The sequence below is a fragment of the Amycolatopsis sp. WAC 01376 genome (assembly GCF_003947415.1).
GTDB lineage: Bacteria > Actinomycetota > Actinomycetes > Mycobacteriales > Pseudonocardiaceae > Amycolatopsis.
This window is the reverse complement of the sequence record NZ_QHKL01000002.1, coordinates 845107-865963: the sequence shown is the minus strand read 5'-3', so window position 1 is coordinate 865963 and position 20857 is coordinate 845107. Positions and strand designations below refer to the sequence as shown.

18 protein-coding genes are annotated in these 20857 nt (G+C 67.9%); 9 read left to right on the top strand and 9 right to left on the bottom strand.

Features of this window, described 5'->3' with window-relative positions:
- The first annotated feature begins 50 nt into the window (after positions 1–50).
- The 3 genes from DMH03_RS13380 (at position 51) to DMH03_RS13370 (ending at position 3761) form a co-directional block, all read left to right on the top strand.
- On the top strand, positions 51–482 hold the full coding sequence (locus DMH03_RS13380; RefSeq protein ID WP_125792305.1) for an RpiB/LacA/LacB family sugar-phosphate isomerase: 432 nt from the start codon (positions 51–53) through the stop codon (positions 480–482).
- A gap of 262 nt (positions 483–744) precedes the next feature.
- Positions 745–2382: a glycosyl hydrolase family 18 protein gene (locus DMH03_RS13375; RefSeq protein WP_125792304.1), complete on the top strand. Its 1638-nt coding sequence runs from the start codon at positions 745–747 to the stop codon at positions 2380–2382.
- A gap of 11 nt (positions 2383–2393) precedes the next feature.
- A complete protein-coding gene (locus DMH03_RS13370; protein ID WP_199748851.1) occupies positions 2394–3761 on the top strand; it encodes a cellulose binding domain-containing protein in 1368 nt (455 codons plus the stop codon).
- Positions 3762–4265: 504 nt separating this feature from the next.
- Here DMH03_RS13370 and DMH03_RS13365 read toward each other — a convergent pair.
- Positions 4266–6035: a chitinase gene (locus tag DMH03_RS13365; RefSeq protein ID WP_125792303.1), complete on the bottom strand. Its 1770-nt coding sequence runs from the start codon at positions 6033–6035 to the stop codon at positions 4266–4268.
- A gap of 243 nt (positions 6036–6278) precedes the next feature.
- On the opposite strand from DMH03_RS13365, the gene DMH03_RS13360 reads away from it, so the two are divergent.
- The gene (locus tag DMH03_RS13360) at positions 6279–6908 is read left to right on the top strand and encodes a sigma-70 family RNA polymerase sigma factor (protein WP_125792302.1); all 630 of its coding nucleotides are present in this window, start codon (positions 6279–6281) and stop codon (positions 6906–6908) included.
- On the opposite strand, the gene DMH03_RS13355 is transcribed toward DMH03_RS13360, so the two are convergent.
- The 5 genes from DMH03_RS13355 to DMH03_RS13335 form a co-directional block, all read right to left on the bottom strand.
- Entirely contained in the window at positions 6905–7552 is a 648-nt protein-coding gene (locus DMH03_RS13355; RefSeq protein ID WP_125792301.1) for a response regulator transcription factor, read from the bottom strand. The genes DMH03_RS13360 and DMH03_RS13355 overlap by 4 nt on opposite strands.
- Positions 7549–9096: a GAF domain-containing protein gene (locus DMH03_RS13350; protein WP_125792300.1), complete on the bottom strand. Its 1548-nt coding sequence runs from the start codon at positions 9094–9096 to the stop codon at positions 7549–7551. The genes DMH03_RS13355 and DMH03_RS13350 overlap by 4 nt, the downstream gene beginning before the upstream one ends.
- 30 nt (positions 9097–9126) lie before the next feature.
- Positions 9127–9606: a pyridoxamine 5'-phosphate oxidase family protein gene (locus tag DMH03_RS13345; RefSeq protein WP_125792916.1), complete on the bottom strand. Its 480-nt coding sequence runs from the start codon at positions 9604–9606 to the stop codon at positions 9127–9129.
- A gap of 806 nt (positions 9607–10412) precedes the next feature.
- The gene (locus DMH03_RS13340) at positions 10413–10844 is read right to left on the bottom strand and encodes a nitroreductase family deazaflavin-dependent oxidoreductase (RefSeq protein ID WP_125792299.1); all 432 of its coding nucleotides are present in this window, start codon (positions 10842–10844) and stop codon (positions 10413–10415) included.
- 10 nt (positions 10845–10854) lie between these two features.
- The gene (locus DMH03_RS13335) at positions 10855–11637 is read right to left on the bottom strand and encodes a TetR/AcrR family transcriptional regulator C-terminal domain-containing protein (protein WP_125792298.1); all 783 of its coding nucleotides are present in this window, start codon (positions 11635–11637) and stop codon (positions 10855–10857) included.
- A gap of 78 nt (positions 11638–11715) precedes the next feature.
- Between DMH03_RS13335 and DMH03_RS13330 the strand changes: the two genes are divergently transcribed.
- Entirely contained in the window at positions 11716–13977 is a 2262-nt protein-coding gene (locus DMH03_RS13330; protein WP_125792297.1) for an excinuclease ABC subunit UvrA, read from the top strand.
- 49 nt (positions 13978–14026) lie between these two features.
- On the opposite strand, the gene DMH03_RS13325 is transcribed toward DMH03_RS13330, so the two are convergent.
- On the bottom strand, positions 14027–14887 hold the full coding sequence (locus DMH03_RS13325; protein WP_125792296.1) for a hypothetical protein: 861 nt from the start codon (positions 14885–14887) through the stop codon (positions 14027–14029).
- Positions 14888–15025: 138 nt separating this feature from the next.
- On the opposite strand from DMH03_RS13325, the gene DMH03_RS13320 reads away from it, so the two are divergent.
- The 4 genes from DMH03_RS13320 (at position 15026) to DMH03_RS13305 (ending at position 18299) form a co-directional block, all read left to right on the top strand.
- On the top strand, positions 15026–16159 hold the full coding sequence (locus DMH03_RS13320; RefSeq protein ID WP_125792295.1) for a metallophosphoesterase: 1134 nt from the start codon (positions 15026–15028) through the stop codon (positions 16157–16159).
- Positions 16160–16283: 124 nt separating this feature from the next.
- Complete coding sequence (locus tag DMH03_RS13315; protein ID WP_125792294.1) at positions 16284–16928, top strand: DUF998 domain-containing protein; 645 nt, start codon at positions 16284–16286, stop codon at positions 16926–16928.
- 23 nt (positions 16929–16951) lie between these two features.
- Positions 16952–17749, top strand: coding sequence for an alpha/beta fold hydrolase (locus tag DMH03_RS13310; protein WP_125792293.1), 798 nt, complete (start codon positions 16952–16954; stop codon positions 17747–17749).
- A gap of 10 nt (positions 17750–17759) precedes the next feature.
- Positions 17760–18299: an O-acetyl-ADP-ribose deacetylase gene (locus DMH03_RS13305; RefSeq protein WP_199748850.1), complete on the top strand. Its 540-nt coding sequence runs from the start codon at positions 17760–17762 to the stop codon at positions 18297–18299.
- A gap of 259 nt (positions 18300–18558) precedes the next feature.
- On the opposite strand, the gene DMH03_RS13300 is transcribed toward DMH03_RS13305, so the two are convergent.
- Both DMH03_RS13300 and DMH03_RS13295 read right to left on the bottom strand, forming a co-directional pair.
- Entirely contained in the window at positions 18559–19542 is a 984-nt protein-coding gene (locus tag DMH03_RS13300) for a PD40 domain-containing protein (RefSeq protein WP_125792291.1), read from the bottom strand.
- On the bottom strand, positions 19539–20783 hold the full coding sequence (locus DMH03_RS13295) for an MFS transporter (RefSeq protein WP_125792290.1): 1245 nt from the start codon (positions 20781–20783) through the stop codon (positions 19539–19541). Before DMH03_RS13295 ends, DMH03_RS13300 begins: the two co-directional genes overlap by 4 nt.
- Positions 20784–20857 lie beyond the last annotated feature (74 nt).

The following is a 20857-nucleotide window of genomic DNA, read 5'->3' as shown; positions in this document are numbered from 1 at the left end:
TCCCATGACTTCCGGTTCGTCACCCGTCGACGCGGCGTTACGATCCGGACATGAGGATCGCCTTCGCCGCCGACGACCGCAACGCCACCACCGACGCCGTCCAGGCGTATCTCGCCGAGGCGGGCCACGAGGTGTTCCGCCCGGCGACGTCGGACGTCTGGCCGGAACTCGGCGCGGCGGTCGGCAGGGCGGTCGTGGCGGGCGAGGCCGATTTCGGCGTGGTGATGTGCTGGACCGGGACGGGTACGGCCATCGCGGCCAACAAGGTCCCCGGGGTCCGCGCGGCACTGGCCTGGGACACCTGGATCGCCGCCGGCGCGCGCAAGTGGAACGACGCCAATGTGCTGGCGCTGAGCCTCAAGCGGCTGGCCCCCGACGTGGCCGTCGAAATCACCGAGGTCTTCCTTTCCGGCGTGCTGCCCGACCCCGACGAATCCGCGAATATCGCCAGGCTCGGCGAAATGGACGAATTCCGCCGCTGAACGGCAGTGAACCAGTGAACGATTAACGCTGTCGAACGTATTAGGCCGTTCGCAGGAAAATCACCACTCTACGTAGTGACGCTTCCCATATTGGTCCAGACCACGTACCGTCTCCGGCAACAAAGCGTTTCCGCATGGAGGTGGTCGATGAAGACGCATCCCCGCCTGCCCGGCTCCGGCCGCGGCAACGCGATGTCGCCGATTTCCCTTTAGCGAAATCATCTCCAAGATCATTTCCCTGCACCGGGTTGTAAGGAGTGAAATGTCGAGAAAAAGATGGCATCTGGTCGGCCTGTTCACGGCCGTGGCGGCGCTGGCCGTCGGTCTGGTGACCGTGCCGGCGAACGCGGCCGGTGGCGTCGGAGCCACCCTGACCAAGGGCTCGGACTGGGGCTCCGGCTGGGAAGGCAAGTACACGATCACCAATAACTCGGGATCGAGCCTGACCAACTGGACCCTCGAGTTCGACCTCGCGGCGGGGCACTCGATCGCCTCGCTGTGGGACGGCAGCTACACCGTCTCCGGCCAGCACGTGACCGTCAAGAACACCTGGAACGGCAACCTTTCCAACGGCGGTTCCACCAGCTTCGGCTTCAACGTCAAGTACTCCGGCGCCTACACCGCGCCCGCCAACTGCAAGATCAACGGCGGCTCCTGCGACCCGGGTGGCGGCAACCCGACCACGACGCCGACCACACCGACCACCACGACGTCCAATCCCCCGACTTCGACCAGCACGAGCAACCCGCCGACCACCACGACTTCGAACCCGAACCCCGGCGCGAAGAAGAACCTCGGTTACTTCGTGCAGTGGGGCGTCTACGGCCGCAACTATCACGTGAAGAACATTCACACTTCCGGTTCCGCGGCGAAGCTGACGCATATCAACTACGCGTTCGGCAACGTCACCAACGGTTCCTGCTCGGCGAATGACGACACCTACGCCGACTACGACAAGTTCTACGACGCCGGGTCCAGTGTGGACGGTGTCGCGGACTCGTGGGACGCGGGCTCGCTGCGCGGTAACTTCAACCAGCTGCGCAAGCTGAAGAAGATGTACCCGGGCCTGAAGGTGCTGTGGTCGTTCGGCGGCTGGACCTGGTCCGGCGGCTTCGGCCAGGCTTCGAAGAACCCGGCCGCGTTCGCGGAGTCCTGCTACAAGCTGATCAAGGACCCGCGGTGGGCCGACGTCTTCGACGGCATCGACATCGACTGGGAGTACCCGAACGCCTGCGGTCTCACCTGTGACACCAGCGGTCCCGCCGCGATCAAGAACGTGGCTCAGGCGCTGCGCACCAAGTTCGGTTCCTCGTTCCTGGTCACCGCCGCGATCACCGCGGACGCCAGCAGCGGCGGCAAGCTCGACGTCGCCGACTACGGCCCCGCGTCGGCGTACTTCGACTGGTACAACGTCATGACGTACGACTTCTTCGGCGCTTGGGCGGCGCAGGGACCGACGGCCCCGCACTCGCCGCTGACCTCGTACCCGGGCATCCCACAGCAGGGCTTCAACTCCGACGACGCCATCCAGAAGCTCAAGGCAAAGGGCGTCCCGGCGAACAAACTGTTGCTGGGTATCGGTTTCTACGGCCGAGGCTGGACCGGTGTCACGCAGGACACGCCGGGCGGCACCGCGACCGGAGCGGCACCGGGCACCTACGAGGCGGGCATCGAGGACTACAAGATCCTCAAGAACAGCTGCCCGTCGACCGGCACCGTCGCGGGCACCGCGTACGCGAAGTGCGGCAACAACTGGTGGAGCTACGACACTCCCGCGACCATCAACGGAAAGATGGGCTGGACCAAGAACCAGGGTCTCGGCGGCGCGTTCTTCTGGGAACTCAGTGGTGACACCTCCAACGGCGAACTCGTCTCGGCCATGCGCAACGGCCTGAACTGAGGAGTCTGACAGTGGGCAAGCGGATTTGGATCCAGGCCGTCGGCCTGGCCGCCGCTGCCGCAACGGCCGGCGCGGTCCTCGTGATCGCGCCGGCCTCCGCGGCCGGCGGCGTCGGCGCCGCCTTCAGCAAGGGCTCCGATTGGGGCTCCGGCTGGGAGGGCAAGTACACGATCAGCAACAACTCCGGATCGGGCCTTCCCACCTGGACGGTCGAATTCGACCTCCCCGCGGGGCACTCGATCGCTTCGCTGTGGGACGGCAGCTACTCGGTCTCCGGGCAGCACGTGACGGTGAAGAACACCTGGAACGGCAACCTTTCCAACGGCGGTTCCACCAGCTTCGGCTTCAACGTCAAGTACTCCGGGGGCTACGTCGCCCCGGCGAACTGCAAGATCAACGGTGGTTCCTGCGATCCGGGCGGCGGTGGCCGGACCACGACGCCGACCACGCCGACCACCACGACCACGACCTCTCCGACGACGACCACGAGCACCCCGCCGCCGCCCGGCGGCCGTGGCGCGCCGTATCTGTACATGGGCTGGGGCAGCCCGCCGAACCCGCAGACGGTCATGAACGCGACCGGGATCAAATGGTTCACGATGGCGTTCATCCTGTCGTCCGGTGGGTGCAATCCCGCTTGGGACGGCAGCCGTCCGCTGCAGGGCGGCGTCGACGCGAACGCGATCGCGCAGATCAAGGCCGCGGGCGGGCAGATCGTGCCGTCCTTCGGCGGGTGGAGCGGCAACAAGCTCGGCCCGAACTGCTCGACGCCGGAAGCGCTCGCCGGGGCCTACCAGAAGGTGATCGACGCCTACGCGCTCAAGGCGATCGACATCGACATCGAGAACACCGACGAGTTCGAGAACGCGGTGGTGCAGGACCGCGTCCTGAACGCGCTGAAGATCGTGAAGGCGAACAACCCCGGTATCCAGACCATCCTCACCTTCGGCACGACGACCAGCGGCCCGAACTCCTGGGGCAACCGGCTCATCGACCAGTCGAAGGCGCTGAACGCCGGGATCGACGTCTACACGATCATGCCGTTCGACTTCGGTGGTGGCGCGGACATGTACGGGAACACCATCAAGGCGGCGAACGGCCTGCGTGACAAGCTGAAGTCGACCTTCGGGTGGAACGACGCCACGGCGTACAGCCACCTCGGCATCAGCGGGATGAACGGTCTTTCGGACCAGCGGGAACTGACGAGTCTCGACACCTGGACCCGGATCACCGACTGGTCCAAGACCAACAAGATCGCCAGGCTCGCGTTCTGGTCGACCAACCGCGACCGAGGTTGCCCCAACGGCGGAGTCGCCGAGAACTGCAGTGGCATCGCCCAGAACGACTGGGACTTCACGCGGATCACCGCGGCCTTCTGACGTCCCCTTGAACTGCGGGCCCGCACCGATGCTGCACGGTGCGGGCCCGCTCCTTGCGTCCACGCAATTATTGAGGGGTAAGGCAAACGTGTCGTGTTCGGGGCGAGACGGCGGGCTGGGTGACGCGACACCGCACTCGCGTGCGCAGACCCGGATCTCGCGTGTTTACAGACGTAACTCGCGTGTTCAGAGACGTAACTCGCGAGTGCGGCATCCAGACACGCGAGTCACGTCCCCAAGCACGCGAATCACGCCTTACCGACCGGCCGCCCCACTGTCACCAGGGACCACATCTGACGGTAGCGAAAGCCTCTTTCACTACCTTCAGAGTAGGCAAGGAGGCCCTCACTACCCAGAACGCCCACGCAGGGGCGACACTGCCCCGCGCCACGACACCCCTCAATAGTCCTCTGGATGCGATCCTTGCGTTGCGCAAGGACCGCATCCAGAGGACTAAGTGCACGGTGGGCGGTCGCGAGCCGGGCCGCACTTTCCGTGAAGCCGTCAGGGCAAGGCGTTCAGGAACGGTTCGTGGGCGTTCTGGAACTCCCAGCCGTAGTACCGGTCCCAGTTGATCGACCACGTCATCAGCCCGCGCAACGCCGGCGAGGCGCCGCCGCGCAAGGAATACGACCCGCAGCCGGAGTTCTTCACCAGGCAGTTCAGCGCCGAATGCACCGCGGCGGGCGCGGTGTGCCCGTTGCCCGCGCTCACCGCGGCCGGCAGACCGAACGCGATCTGGTCCTCACGCAGCCCCGGAAACCGGAAACCGGTCGAGGACACGGTGAAGCCGGCCTTGATCATGTCGGTCATCGCGATGTGGAAGTCCGCGCCGCCCATGAAGTGGTACTGGTTGTCCAGGCCCATCACCGGTCCGGAGTTGTAGTCCTGGACGTGCAAGACGGTCAGCGCGTCCCGCATCGCGTGGATCACCGGCAGGTACGAACCGGTCCGGTTGTCGGCGCCGCCGAGGCCGCCGTAGTACTGGTAGCCGGTCTGCACGAAGAACGTCTCCGGCGCCATTGTCAGGACGAATCCCGCTCCATACTTGGCTTTCAGCGTCTTAAGTGCCGAAATGAGGTTGACGATCACCGGCGTGGTCGGGTTGCGGAAGTCGTTGTCGCCGGAGTTGAGGTACAGCGAGTGGCCCTCGAAGTCGATGTCGAGTCCGTTCAACCCGTACCGGTCGATGATCGCGGAGACCGAACTGACGAAAGCGTCACGCGCCGCGGTCGTGGTCAGCTGGACCTGGCCGTTCTGGCCACCGATGGAGATCAGCACCTTCTTGCCCTGCGCCTGCTTCGCGCGGATCGCGGCGATGAAGTCCGCGTCGCTTTCCACGGCCGGGCATTCCGCCACCGGGCACCGGGTGAAGCGGATGTCGCCGGAGGTCACCGAAGTCGGCTCGCCGAAGGCCAGGTTGATGATGTCCCACGCCGCCGGGACGTCGGCCATCCGCGTGTAGCCGGAGCCGTTGGCGAAGCTCGCGTGCAGATAGCCGATCAGCGCGTGTTTCGGCAGGCCGGTGTCGACGCAGCCGGAAGTCGTGGCGCTCGCCTCCGTCGTCTTCGGCGATTCGCCCGTGCTGTTGTACGCGGCCACCGAATAGTTGTGCGAGGAACAGGCTGTCAGCCCCGAGATCGTCGCCGAAGTCCCGGTCACCGTCGCGACCACGGTCCCGCCCTCGTACACGCGGTAGCCGGTCACCGTGCCCGCCGAGGCACCCCACGACAGCGCGATCGACGAGTTCGTCACCGCGCCAACGGCCGGATTTCCCGGCGTCGGTGGCGCGCCGGGGGTGCCACCGCCGGGCCCGTCGAGGCTGATGTCGTCCGCGTAGAAGGTGCCCGACCCGTACCAGCCGTGGACGTACACCTCCGCCGTCGTCTGCGTGGCCGACGTCGTGAACGAGAGCGACAGCTGCGTGTACGAGGTCGCCGCCGTCCAGGTCGACGGCCCGCCCGTGACCCCGAGGTACACCGGGTTCCCGTTCACCCATGCGGAAACCGCGTAGGTCGTGTTGGGCCGGACGGACACCGTCTGTGCGCATTTCCCGGTCGTCGAGCCGGGCGTGACCGAAACGGCGTAACCGCCCGACCGCACCGGGGTGCTCACGGCCGCGCCCGCCGCGCAGGACCAGCCGGACGTCGAGCCCGCCTCGAAGCCGGGGTTGAGGAGCAGGTTGGCCGCGTTCGCGGTGCCGCCGCCCGTGATCAGGCCGGTGAAGGTGAGCACCAATACGGCCAGAAAGGCCAAGGATCTGGAACGCCTCATCGCGATTCCTCCGTGAAAGGGCGGCCTGCCGCCGCGCTGGGCCAATTGTCTAGACCAATCTGGCGAAAGTCCATACCCCGCGGACACCAGGGCCTAAAGACCCGACTACTCCGGGCTGCTGTACCGGTGTGACGCGCGAGCGCGCTCCGTAACGTCGGAAGGGCCAAAGAGGGCTGGGGGCTTTCGGGAGGTGGGGACGATGGGAACGCACAGGCACATGCCGAGAACGGCCCATCCGGCGTGATGACCGTGACAGCCGTGCGCCCGGCATATCAGCCCCGGCCGGGAGAGCCGGACGGCGAAATGATCCGCGCGGCGATCAGTGGTGACCGGCGGGCCGTGGGAAGCCTGCTGACGCTCCTCCGGCCGATCGTGTTCCGCTACTGCGCGGGCAGGCTCGGCGGGGCGACGCGCGGCATCGCCAACGCCGAAGACTGCGCCCAGGAGGTCCTCATGGCCGTCCTCGTCGCCTTGCCGCGCTACAACTACCAGGACACCAGCTTCCTGCCGTACGTCTTCGGGATCGCCTCGCACAAGGTCACCGACGTCCGCCGGAACCTCGCCCGCGACCCGTCCGCGCCGGTGCCCGATCCGGAGCCCGAACAGGACGGTCCCTGGAACCCGACGTTCGAAGAAGTCGAGAAGGCGGATCGCGGCCGCCGGATGTCGCGGCTGTTCAAGTTCCTTTCGGCGAGGCAGCGCGACGTGCTGGTGCTGCGCGTGATCCACGGGTTCAGCGCCGAGGAGACCGCCGTCGCGCTGGGCATGGCGAGCGCGGGCGCCGTCCGCGTCACCCAGCACAGGGCGCTCAACGAACTTCGCCGGGTGCTGCGCGACGATCCCGATTTCGCCGGCGAGTTCACGATCTTCTAGACGATGGGCTTGCGACGCTGAGAGGCGTAGACGGCGGCAGCGGTGCGGCGTTCGAAACCGAGCTTGTGCAGCAGGGAAGACACGTAGTTCTTGACCGTCTTCTCCGCCAGGTACAGCTTTTCCGCGATCTGGCGGTTGGTCAGCCCGTCGGCGATGTGGTCGAGCACCCGCCGCTCCTGCGGGCTCAGCTGTTCGTAACGCGGATCCGGGGCATCGCTCTCGCCGCGCAGCCGGTTCATCACCGACGCCGTCAGCGTGCTGTCCAGGAGCGATCCTCCCGCGGCGACGGTGCGGACGGCCTTGACGAGCGCACTGCCGGAGACCTGCTTGAGCATGTACCCGCCCGCGCCCGCCATGATCGCGCCGAACAACGCGTCGTCGTCCGAATAGGACGTCAGCATCAGGCACGCGGGCGGCGGGTCGACGGACGACCGGATCTCGCGGCAGACGCTGACCCCGTCACCGTCCGGCAGGCGGACGTCGAGCACCGCGACCTGCGGTTTGACCGCGGCGATCCGCACGAACGCCTCGGCGGCCGTGGACGCCTCGCCGACCACCGTGAGGTCGTCTTCCGCCTCGAAGACGGTCTTCAGCCCGGTGCGGACGAGTTCGTGATCGTCCAGCAGGAACACCGAAATCGTCATCCCACACTCCCCTGTCGGGCCGGCAGCTCCACCGACCAGTCGAGCCTCGTCCCGCCTTCCGGCCGCGCTTCGACGGCGAAGGCGCCGTTCCAGCGGGCCGCGCGTTCGGCGAGGTTCGCCACGCCGCTGCGATGGCCGGGTTCGGCGGGCATGCCGACGCCGTCGTCCACCACCGAAAGCTCCAGCCGCCGCCCGTCGCGATCGACAGAGACGTCGACCGACACCGCCGTCGCCGCCGCGTGTCTGACCACATTGGACAGCGCTTCGCGCAGGGTCGCGATGAGGTCCGAGCGGACCGTGTCCGGCACGGCCGAGTCGAGCGGCCCGTCGAAGCCGACCCTTGGCTCCGACATGCAGCCCGCGTCGAGCGCGACGCGCAGCAACTCCGACCGGAGGCTGCCCTGCGCCTCGGCCGGTTCCTGCAGCGAAAAGATGCTGTTGCGGATCTCGCGGATCGTGCGGTCGATCTCGTGCGCGAAGCCGGCCACACGGTCGGAGACCGCGGACTCGCCCGTCAACTTGCTGAGCCCCTCCAGGCCGAGCCCGATCGCGAACAGCCGCTGGATCACCAGGTCGTGCAGGTCGCGGGCGATCCGGTCGCGATCCTCGAAGACGGCGAGCCGCTGCCTGTCCTGCTGCGCGCGGGCGAATTCGACCGCGAGCGCGGCGTGCGCGGCGAAGGTCTCGGCGAGCTGCACGTCGTATGCGGAGAACGGGGTCTTGTCGCGGAACTTCGCCACCAGCAGGACGCCGAGCTTCTCCTCCCCGACGATCAGCGGGACGGCGACCGTGGAATCCAGGTCCTTGATCATCGCGGGCATCGTGACGCCGCGGCCGCCCTGGTGCTCGATCACCTTGTCGCCGTACTCCCGGACCACGACGGGTTTACCGCTCGTGTACGCCAGCCCGGTCGCGGTGCCCTCGGTCGGCACGGTGACCCCGGCGATCCGATCGGCGTCCGGCCCTGGCGGCTCGACGATCTCGAAGACCAGCATCCCGTCGCCACGCGGACGGGCGACCGCGCCCGCGGTGCCACCTGCGACGACACGCGCGCGTTCGGCGATCAGGTGCAGGGTCGCGGTCAGATCCTGGTCGGTCAGGAGCGCGCCGGTGACGTGATAGGAGGCTTCGAGCCAGCGTTCGCGCCGCTGCACCTGCTCGAACAGCGCGGCGTTCTCGATCACCACACCGGCCGCCGCGGTGAGCGCGACGAGAAGGTCCTCTTCGGATTCGGTGAACTCCTCGCCGTCCGGTTTGCGGGCGAGGTACAGCATCCCGAAGATGCGGCCGCGCATGCGGATCGGCACCACCCGGGACTCGTCCTCGGACGGCGGCCGCACCCAAGCGTCGCCGAAGCGGATGAACTCGTCGGAATCGAGCACGCTCAGCGCGCCGAACGGCGCGCCGGTCAGGTCGCAGGCCGATTCGACCAGGCGCCGCAGGACGTCGGGGAGACTGAGATCGTGGGCGATCCCCGCCACCGCGTCCAGAATCCTGGGCGCCTTGGCGTCACTCGCCGCACTCACCCGCCGCACTGGCGTCACCGTCCCGGAGTAACTCCCCGGGCAGTGGGGTCAGGAATGACAAACTCGCCCGGATCGCTCATCTGGTGCGTCGATCACGGACAGTGCTTCGTTACCGCGACCGCCGAGGATCCTCCGACCGGTGACCGACTCGACCGGGATGCGGAGATAGCGCGCGTCCGCCTGACCAGTCCAGCAGCACAGCGGCAGGGTCTCCAGCTCGGCGATCACGATCGGATCACGCACCTCGGCGGCGCGGCCGAGGACGGTCACGAACCAGCCCTTCCCGAGATCCGCGGAGAACTCGTCGACCGCGAACGCCACCACACTGTCGAGTATCCCGGCGAACAACGCGCTCTGTGACGGCGTCCGGACCACGATCGCGCCGTGGTGGAGCGCGAACCGCGCGGGCTGGATCGCAGGCAGAGCGCGGGAGGTGAACACCACCCGGCCCAGCCCGACGCCGGCGAGCAGTGACAGGCACTGCTCGCGGTCGAGCATTTCGAGACCCAAGGAGTCGGACATCGGCATCCCCGCGTTCTCGTCGTGTACTACGTCGAGTTCCACGGTCCCCGGCTTACCGACTCGCCGGTAGGGCCGATGGACCCGGCCCGTGCGGGGGATGGCGGCCGGTCCGGTGGGTCGTGATCGCAGGTCCGTGAGGGCCTCCTTCCCTACCCTGAGAGTAGGGAAGGAGGCCCTCACGGCATGCCGGCCCGAGCTGAGGCTGGGGGCGGGCAGGAACGCCACCTTGAGCCTCGGCACTACAGCGACAGCGCGTGAAGGCCCCCTTCCCTCGGCTCAGCCGAGGAAACTCGACCTTCACCCCTTCCCCAGTACATGAAGGACCCCATCCTTGCGCCTAGGTACAGGAAAGGGGCCTTCATGTACTCCAACCTGGCATCACGCAAGAAGCGGCGCTGGATCACGCGTGACGTGAGTCGCGATTCGGGTTATCGGGGTAAGTCAAACGTGTCTTTTCGGGCGGAGTGTCCAAGGACCGGGGGCCGCTGGGTGGTCGTGTCGCGAAAGTGGCTTACGCGACACGCCTTGGCGTCACGCCACGTTGCCTTACCCCTCAATAAAACCAAGGTTCTTAGGTATCTACATGGATTCCGGCTGCGGTTGGCGCCAGGCCGAGTCCGTGAAGGCCAAGCCCTCGTGAGTGGCGATTCGGGTTAGCGCGGACCGGATGGAGGAATCGGGACATTGAGTGTCCCAATTCCTCCATCGTCGTGGTCTTCCCCGCTCACCCACATCAGCATCCAGTGGGCAGGCGAATACAGGTCCACCAGAACCCGAATCGCCACTCACGACCCGCTGTACCGGACGCGCACTTACGCCTTGGGCGCCAGCAACACGACGGGGATCTCCCGTTCGGTCTTGGTCTGGTACTGCGCGTAGTTCTTGTAGTCCGCGGTGATCTTGGGCCACAGGCGGGCGCGCTGCTCGGCGTCGGCGACGCTCGCGACCATCGGCTGCGGGCTTTCGCCCTTCAGGGTGACCTGCACGTCCGGGTTGTCGCGGAGGTTGAGAAACCACGCCGGGTGCTGGTCGTCGCCACCGCGGGACGCCACGATGACGTACGCGTCGCCCTCCCGCAGCGGCGAGGTCAGCAGCACGGTGCGCGGCTGGCCGGATTTGCGGCCGATGGTGGTCAGTTCGAGCACGGTCATCCCGGCGACCTGCCAGCCGGCGCGGCCGCCGCTGACCTTCTGGATGACGCGATGGACGGCGTTCATGGTCTTCAAGGCGAAATCACTGGGCATGCGGAGAAGGCTACTCCGCTTTCATCGCGACTTCGATTCCGTCCAGGAGAACGGCCAGCGAGAACTCGAAGGCCTCCCTCGCCTCCTGCTCCAGATAGGACACGGTCTCGTCCTCCATCCGGAACGCCTGCTCGCTCTCCATCCAGGTCAGCGTCGGGAACCGCTCGGCGAAGTCCGGCGAAACCTCCCGCAGCTGCGCGGACCGGGCATACCACCACTCATCGTCGGACTGCCCTGTCACCTTTTCGGCCAGACGCGACTCCGACGCCGTCCTGGCGGGCTCGCGCACGCACGAGTACAGCGCGCTGACCAGCCGTCGCAGCGCCGCCGGGCGCAATCCGGTCCGACGCAGGATCTTCACCAGCGCCTCCAGTACGACGTACTCGTTCGGCCCCAGCACCGGCCGCGCCTGCGAGACCTGGAGAACCCAGGGATGCCGCAGGTAGAAGTCCCACAGGTCCTCGGCCCAGCGCGCGGCGTCGGCCCGCCAGTCTTCCCCGTCGTAGGCACCCGTCAGCTCGACGAGCGCCTTGTCGTACATGAGATCGAGCAGCTCGCTCTTGCTGGGGACGTAGGTGTACAGCGCCATGGCCGTGCGGCCGAGCCTGTCCCCGACGGCACGCATCGAAAGGCCCGCCATGCCTTCGGCGTCCGCGATGGCGATGGCGGTTTCGACGATCAGCTCCACCGAAAGCCCCGGTTTGGGGCCTGGCCGTTCGGCGTCCGGCGACTCGGTCCGCCACAGCAGTGCCATCGACCGCCAGGGGTCTCCTTGAGCCGCGTAGACGACCACGTGCCAACTCCTTACAGCATAAACCAACCTCTGCTACCCTCACTTTACAGGCTAAAGAGTTCCAACCAGGGGAGAGCCATGCCTTCGGCCGCCGACAGCCACGACATGATCCAGGTGCGCGGAGCCAGAGAGAACAACCTCGCCGACGTCTCGGTCGACATCCCCAAACGCCGCCTCACCGTCTTCACCGGTGTCTCGGGCTCGGGGAAGTCGTCCTTGGTGTTCGGCACCATCGCCGCGGAATCACAGCGGCTGATCAACGAGACCTACACCGCGTTCATCCAGTCCTTCATGGCCCCGGTCGGACGGCCGGACGTGGACGCGCTGCGGAACCTGAGCGCCGCGATCGTCGTCGACCAGGAGCGGATGGGCGCCAACTCGCGGTCCACGGTCGGCACCGCGACCGACGCGCACACGATGCTGCGGATCGTCTTCAGCAGGCTGGGACAGCCGCACATCGGGACGTCGGGGGCGTTCAGCTTCAACCTTCCCGAGGGGATGTGCCCCGAATGCGAGGGGCTGGGGAAGGTCTCCACCATCGACATCGACCAGCTCGTCGACAAGGAGCTTTCGCTCGACGAAGGGGCGATCACCGTCCCGAACTTCGCGCCCGGCAGCTGGTACTGGAAGGGGCTGGCGGAAGCCGGCTTCGTCGACCCGGCCGTGAAGCTGAAGGACTACACGCCGCAGCAGTGGGAAGACTTCATGCACAAACCCGCCACCAAGATGAAGCTCGGCGGGATGAACACCACCTACGAAGGCCTGCTGGTGAAGGTCCAGCGGCTGTTCCTGTCGAAGGACAAGGAGTCGATGCAGGCGCACGGCCGGGCTTTCGTGGACCGCGCGTTCACCTTCGAGCTGTGCCCGGCCTGCGAAGGCGCCAGGCTGAACCAGGCGGCGCTGTCGTCGAAGATCGAGGGCCTGAACATCGCCGACTGCTCGTCGATGCAGATCAGCGATCTGGCCGATTTCGTCCGCAAGATCGACGATCCGTCGGTCGGCCCGCTGATGCAGACACTGCGCGGCACCCTCGAGTCGCTCGTGGAGATCGGCCTCGGCTACCTGAGCCTCGACCGTGAGTCGGGGACACTCTCGGGTGGGGAAGCGCAGCGCGTGAAGATGGTGCGGCACCTGGGTTCCAGCCTCACCGACGTCACCTACGTCTTCGACGAACCGACCGTCGGCCTGCACCCCCACGACATCCAGCGCATGAACGGCCTGCTGCTTCTCTTGAAGGACAAGGGGAACACGGTGCTCGTCGTCGAGCACAAGCCGGAGACCATCGAGATCGCCGACCACGTCGTGGACCTCGGTCCCGGCGCCGGGCCGAACGGCGGGCAGATCTGCTTCACCGGCGACGTCGCCGGGCTGCGCGCGTCCGGCACGCTGACCGGGCGCCACCTGGACCACCGGGCGCGGTTGCGCACCGACGTCCGCGTGGCACGCGGGCAGATCCCGATCCGGAACGCGACCAGGCACAACCTGCGCGGTGTCGACGTCGACATCCCGCTGGGCGTGCTGACCGTGGTCACCGGGGTCGCCGGTTCGGGCAAGAGCTCGCTCATCCACGGTTCACTGTCCACAAGGGACGACGTGGTGGTGCTCGACCAGTCGGCCATCCGCGGCTCGCGGCGCAGCAACCCGGCGACCTACACCGGCCTGCTCGACCCGATCCGTACCGCGTTCGCCAAGGCCAACGGCGTCAAGGCGGCCCTCTTCAGCGCGAACTCCGAAGGCGCCTGCCCGAAGTGCAAGGGCATCGGCCTGATCTACACCGATCTGGCGATGATGGCCGGGGTGGCGACGGTCTGCGAGGAATGCGAGGGCAAGCGGTTCACCGCGAAGGTGCTGACGTACACGCTGCGGGGCAAGAACATCAGCGAGGTCCTCGCGATGCCGGTCGCCGAGGCGCGCGAGTTCTTCACCTCGGGTCAGGCGCGGACGATCCTGGACCGGCTCTCCGACGTCGGCCTCGGCTACCTCGGGCTCGGGCAGCCGCTCACGACGCTGTCCGGTGGCGAACGGCAGCGGATCAAACTGGCCATCCGGATGGCGGAGAAGTCCGCGACCTACGTCCTCGACGAACCGACCACCGGTCTGCACCTCGCCGACGTCGACCAGTTGCTGGGGCTGCTCGACCGGCTCGTCGACGACGGGAACACGGTGGTGGTCATCGAGCATCACCAGGCGGTGATGGCGCACGCGGACTGGATCGTCGACCTCGGGCCGGGCGCCGGTTCGGACGGGGGTCAGGTGGTGTTCACGGGGACTCCGGCCGACCTGGTCGCCTCCGGTGACACGCTCACGGCGCAGCACCTTCGCGCTTACGTGGGCCAGTAGCGCGCTATGAACGGTCCGTTCCTTGCAAATTTTGCAAGGAACGGACCGTTCATAGCACTCGGGACCGCCGCCGAACCGCTTCACGACCAGCCACCGCACCGATAAGCCCCAGCACCACCAAAGCAAGCCCCGAAGTCACCATCTCCACAGGCGAAGCCGCCAGCGGCGAAACCCCGGTCACCGACTCCAGCCCCACGACAGCGGTCAGCACGGCGTAGGCACCGATCGCGGCCCACACCAGCCGCACGCGCCGCCGTTCCGTCCAGTCCGCGAACCGCAGCAGCCACGCGAGTCCCGGCAGGATGAGGATCGCGTGCATCGCCACCGCGTGGAGTGGCTTCAGCGCGCCGGCGGTGGCGTACGCGGCCTGCGGGTTCCCGCCGCGCGCCTCGACGACGCCGCTCGCGATCATCGCCGCACCCGCGCCCAGCGCCACCAGCAGCGCGACGAGCCCGGATCGCACCGCGAGCCGCATGCTCGGCGTGGTCTCCCCTTCGCCGCGCATCGCCGCGGCGGTGAACGAGATCGCCGTCAGGATGATCACGCCGCCGCCCGCCGCGAGCGTGGTCGACACCGCGTTGTCGAAGCCGGTCTCGAAGTTGAAATGCGACGGCACCCCGCGCCACGCCTGCATGCTCACCAGCACCGTCTCGACGACGCTCGCCGCGGTGAAGACGCCGAGCAGCACGTTCCGCACCCTCGGCCGCACCGCGACGTACGAAGTCGCCCAAGCGACGGTGACCAGGGTCAGCCCGAACGACAGGCCGAACGTAACCGCTTTCCGCATCGACAACGGCCCGGTCCACGAACCACCGGACACGATCAGCACTCCGGCGTGCACGAGCCCGCTGAGGAACAGGAGTGCTCCGACCACGTAGGCGACGCGTTCGATCGTTCGCGATTCCTTCATGCCGAAGAGTGTCTTCCGGCTCGCGGCGAAAAGCGTCAGCCGTGAAGCGACATCGCGCGTACGCCCGCCTACGTACCTGAGAGGCCCCTCAGCGAAGACGGCGGTAGAGACCATTGGTCTGTTAGTCTGGCCGACATCATGCCCCGCATCCTTGTCCGCGTCGCCGCGCTGATCGCCGTTCTCGCCCTCCTGTTCGGTGTGCCGTGGTGGACGATCGTCGGCTCACCCGAACTCCCGGCCGCGCTCGAAGTCCTCGGCACGATCGTGTTCGCCGCCGCGGCGATCGCCGTGCCCGCGTGCATGGTCCTCGGCCACGGCCCGTGGCAGCGCGACCTCGCGGCGAAGATCGGCGACCTCTCCCTCGGGCTGATCTGGCTGCTGTTCTCCTTGTCGGTACTCGGAAACGTGCTGCGACTCGTGCTCGCGGTGTCCGGAGTGGACAGTGCGGCGGGAATCGTGTCCGGCGTCGTCCTGGTGGCCTTCGCGGCGCTGGCGGCGTACGGGATGGCCGAAGCCCGGCGCGTGCCGAGGCTCAAGGAGCTCGACGTCGTACTCCCCCGGCTGGGCGCGGGCCTCGACGGTCTCCGTTTCGCGATCATCACCGACACCCATTTCGGCCCGCTGAACCGGACGAAATGGTCGGAGAAGGTCGTCGAGGCGGTGAACGAACTCGACGCCGACGTCGTCGCCCACGCGGGCGACCTCGCCGACGGTTCCGTCGCCAAACGCGCACAGCAGGTCGCGCCGCTCGGGAAGGTGCGGGCGAAACTCGGCAAGTTCTACATCACCGGCAATCACGAGTACTTCGGCGAGGCGCAGGCCTGGCTCGACCACATGCGCGACCTCGGCTGGGACACGCTGCACAACCGGCACGCGAAGGTCCACCAGGGCGGCGACACGCTCGTCTTCGCCGGGATCGACGACACGCGTGGCGCCGCCTCCGGACTGCCCGGCCACGGCCCCGACCTCCCCGCCGCGCTCGACGGCGTCGCCGCGAGCACGCCGGTCGTCCTGCTCGCCCATCAGCCGAAGCAGGTCAAGCAGGCCGCCGAGGCGGGCATCGACCTGCAGATCTCCGGGCACACCCACGGCGGCCAGATCTGGCCGTTCCACCTCCTGGTCCGGCTCGATCAGCCCGTCTTAGCCGGGCTTTCGCGCCACGGCGAGCGCACGCAGCTCTACACGAGCCGGGGCACCGGCTTCTGGGGACCGCCGCTGCGCGTCTTCGCGCCGAGCGAGATCACCCTCCTGACCTTGCGAAACAGCAAGTAGCCACCTGGTTGCGACACCTCCGGCGTCGCATTCGGCGCCACCGACAATTTTTTTTGTCTTGACAATCGAGACTTTCGGAGCGAGAGTTGTGCCCAACGAACTCCCGCCCCGAAAGGCCGAAACGATGACCATCGCCGCCACCCGGACCCACGTCGCACTCCCCGCCCGCGCCCTGCTCGCCTGCGGCGCGGTCTCGGGCCCGCTGTACTTCCTGACCACGCTCACCCAGGCCGCCGTCCGCGACGGTTTCGACGTGACGAAGCACCCGGCGAGCATGCTGAGCAACGGCGACGCCGGCTGGATCCAGGTGACGAACTTCCTGGTCACCGGCGTCCTGATGATCGCGGGCGCGATCGGCCTGAGCCGGACGCTCGAACCGGGCAGAGGCAGCACGTGGGGTCCACGACTGCTGGGCGTCTTCGGCGTCAGCCTGCTCTTCGCCGCGGTCTTCAAGGCCGACCCCGGCAACGGCTTCCCCGCGGGCAGCGGCCCGGGCACCATCAGCACCGCGGGCGTCCTGCACATGGCCGCCGGCTCGGTCGGCTTCCTCTCGCTGATCGTCGCGACCTTCGTGTTCGCGAGCCGCTTCTCCCGTGAAGGCCGCCGCGGCTGGGCCGTCTACTCCCGCGCCACCGGCATCGCATTCTTCGCCTCGTTCGCCGGGATCAGCTCCGGCAACGCGAACGCCGTCGTGATGCTCGCCTTCTGGGCCGCCGTGATGCTGGCCTGGGGCTGGGTCACCGCCGTCATCGTCCACACAAGCCGCTAGACAACCCTAGGAGAATTCCCGCCATGAGCACCGTGACCTCGCAAGACGGCACCACCATCGCCTACACCCGCACCGGCTCCGGCCCCGCCGTCATCCTGGTCGACGGCGCGATGTGCCACCGCGAGTTCGGCCCGGCCAAGCCGCTGGCCGCCGAACTGGCCGCGCACTTCACCGTCTACACCTACGACCGCCGCGGCCGCGGCGAAAGCGGCGACACCGAGCCGTTCTCCGTCGCCCGCGAAGTCGAGGACATCGCGGCGCTGATCAAGGAAGCGGGCGGGACGGCGCACGTCTACGGCATCTCGTCCGGCGCCGCGCTCGCCCTCGAAGCCGCGAAAGCCGGGCTCCCGATCACGAAACTGGCGGTGTACGAATTCCCGCTGGTCGTCGACGACACGCGCCCGCCGGTCCCGGCCGACTACACCGAACGGCTCGAGAAGGCCATCGCCACCGGGCGGCCCGGCACCGCGATCAAGACCTTCATGCGGGAAGGCGTCCGCGTTCCGGCGCCGTTCGTGTTCATGATGCAGCTCATGCCCGCCTGGCCGAAGATGAAGACGGTCGCGCCGACCCTGCGCTACGACGCCGCCCTGTTCGACGGCCTGCACGACGGCACCCCGCTGCCCGAGGGCCGCTGGGCGGGCGTTTCGGTGCCGACGCTGGTCATGGACGGCGGCAAGAGCCCCGCGTGGATCCGCAACGGCGTCGCCGCGCTGGCGAAGGCGGTGCCCGGCGCCGAGCACCGGACGATCGCAGGCCAGACGCATATGCTCAAGCCGAAGGCGGTGGCCCCGGTACTGATCGAGTACTTCAACGACTGACGGAGCGATCATGAAGATCGAACTGGTCGAAGGCGACATCACCGAACAGCAGGTCGACGTCGTGGTCAACGCGGCCAACTCGTCACTGCTCGGCGGCGGCGGGGTGGACGGCGCGGTCCACCGCCGCGGCGGACCGGAGATCCTCGCCGAATGCCGGGCACTGCGCGCGGGGCATTACGGCAAGGGACTGAAGACCGGAGAGGCGGTCGCCACCACGGCGGGCCGCCTTCCGGCGCGCTGGGTGGTGCACACCGTCGGGCCGGTGTGGTCCGATTCCGAAGACCGCTCGGCGCTACTGGCAGCGTGCCACCGCAACTCGCTGCACGTCGCCGCCGACCTCGGCGCGCACACCGTGGCCTTCCCCGCGATCTCGACCGGGATCTACCGGTGGCCGGTCGAATCCGCGGCGGAGATCGCCCTCGAGACCGTGCTGAGCACGCTTTCGGCCGGATCGTGTTCGGTGGAGCTGGTGCGGTTCGTGCTGTTCGGGAAGGCGGCGTACGACGTGTTCCTGGAGCAGGCGGAAGCGCTGGGCGTGGCTGGGTCGTGAGTGGCGATTGCTCGCCGGGTCCGTGAAGGCCTCCTTCCCTACTCTGAGGGTAGGGAAGGAGGCCCTCACTACCCTCCGGAGACCCCTTGAGCCCCAGGTGCAACACCAGTCACACCGGTGGCGCGTGAAGGACCCCTTCCCTCGGCTCAGCCGAGGAAACTCGACCTTCACACCTTCCCCAGTACATGAAGGACCCCATCCTTGCGCCTAGGTACAGGAAGGAGGCCTTCATGTACCTAAAGAAAGGGCGCCGGACCCACTACACGCCCGCCGGCGACGCCCCGCGCTCCACCACCAGCCGGGCCGCCCCGCTCCCGTCCGCCGGAACCGCCCAGATCCCCGAGTCCAGCCCGTACGCGATGGTCCGGTCGTCGAGCCAGGCGGCCTGGTCGTCCACGCTCCGCGTCTCGGCCAGCAGGGTCTCCTGTCCGGAGGCCAGATCGAGGACCGCGAGCCGCCACGGCGCGGCGAGATCGGCGGAAACCCGTTTCTTGAAGGCGATCCGCTTTCCGTCCGGCGAAAGGGACGGGCATTCGACGTTCTCCCGGATCATCTTCGCGACGAGCTTCTCGTAGTCCGCCTCGACCAGGTACGTCTTCCCCTTTGTCCCCACGGTCGCGTAGAACCGCTTGCCGTCGGGGGTGAAGGTGATCCCCCAGTAGTTCACGTCGGACGAGTAGTACGGCTTGCCGTCGAGCAGGAGGCCCATCTCCTCGATGCTCTTCATCAGCTTCCCGGTCCTCAGGTCGAAGATCCCGGCCCTGGTCGAAAACCCGGTCTCCGCATAGGAATCGCCATTGACGAACAGCGTCCAGTAGGCGAGTTTCCCGTCGGGCGAGACCCTGCCGCGGCTGGGGGTGCCGGGCAGTTCGATCCGGCGGATCTCGTTGAGGTCCTTGTCCAGCACGATGACGTCGGTCATCGGCGGCAGCACCCCCGGCTGCGCGGACAGGCACAGCGCGGTCCCCGCCGAAGCGGCGAAGCGGTCACAGCTGAGCCCGGACACCTTCCGGGGTTCGCCCGGCCGGTCGACGGGGACGGTGGCGAGATGGCCGAAGTCGGGGCCCTCGGCGGTGTTGCGGAACAGCAGCTGTCCCTTGGCCTGCACCGAAACCGGCTGCCCGGTCACGACGGCGACGGAGTTCACCTCCGGCCCGCGGTCGCGGGAGTGGAGCCCGTAGCCGACGGCGGCCGCGATCAGGAGGACGACCGCCCCTGCCACCCCCAGGATGCGCGCCCTCATGCGGGTGTCCTCAAAGGACGGATGACGGCGGCCGCGACGACCACCACGGCCAGCGCCCCGGCGGCGACCAGAACCGCGGCGTGCAGATCCCAGGTGGTCCAGGCGAGTCCGAAAAGGACGGACGCGAGCATCCGCGTCGTCGCCTGCCCGGTCTGTACCAGCGCGAGTCCGCTCGCCCGCTGGTGCTCGGGCAGCAGCGGTCCGGCGGCGGCCATCAGGACCCCGTCGGTGGCGGCGTAGAAGACACCGTGCAGCACCAGCGCCAGCACGGCGAGGATGCCGCCGTCCACCGGTCCCAGCAGGGCCAGCAGCGCGACGACCAACGCGACGTGTCCGCCGAGGAACACCTTCCAGCGGCCGATCCGGTCCGAAAGCCTGCCGAACGGCACGGCGAGCAGCAGGTACACGCCCGCGGTTCCCAGTGGCAGCAAGGGAAAGAAGACCGCGCCGAGATCCCAGCGGCGCTGCAGTACGAGATAGAGGAACGAGTCGCTGAGGGTGACCAGGCCCAGCAACGCCGCCCACACGCAGATCCGGCGGAACGACGCCTGCCGGATCAGGCCGGCGGTCTCCCGCAACGAGACCTTGGGACGTACGGCGTCCGGCTTCGGTTGGTGGTCCTTGACCAGCACCAGCAGGATGATCACGCCGATCGCGGCGATGCAGAAGCTCGTGAAGAACACCGAGTCGTAGCTGCCGAGGCTGAGCCACAGCACCGCCATCGCGACCAGCGGGCCGAGGAACGCGCCGAAGGTGTCCATCGCGCGGTGCACGCCGAACGCGCGGCCGAGATGTTCGGGTTCGCTGCTCAGCGTGATCAGCGCGTCCCGCGGCGCGGTCCGGACGCCTTTACCGGTGCGGTCGGCCGCGAGGACGGCACCGATCGCGACGGTGGACGAACCCGCCAGCATCAGGCCGATCTTGCCCAGCGCCGAAAGCCCGTAACCGAAGCAGGCGACGGCTTTGAGCCGTTGCCACCGGTCCGCGAGATGCCCGCCGACGAGCCGGACCACGGCGGTGACGCCGGAGTAGAGGCCGTCGAGCACGCCGAACTGCAGCGGGCTCAGGCCGAGACCGAGGACGAGGTAGAGCGGAAGGACCGCGGTCACCATCTCCGACGAGATGTCGGTGACGAGGCTGACCAGGCCGAGCGCGACGACGTTCCCCGTGACGGCCCGTTTCACGCCGCTCTTCGGGACGTCCGCCGCAGCGTCCGCTCCCCGAGTGGTGGCTATGTACATGGGAGACCTCCTTCACGCGCACCGAACGACCGCAATCAGGTGCCAGGTTGCGATGGTCCGCGACGCGAACCATC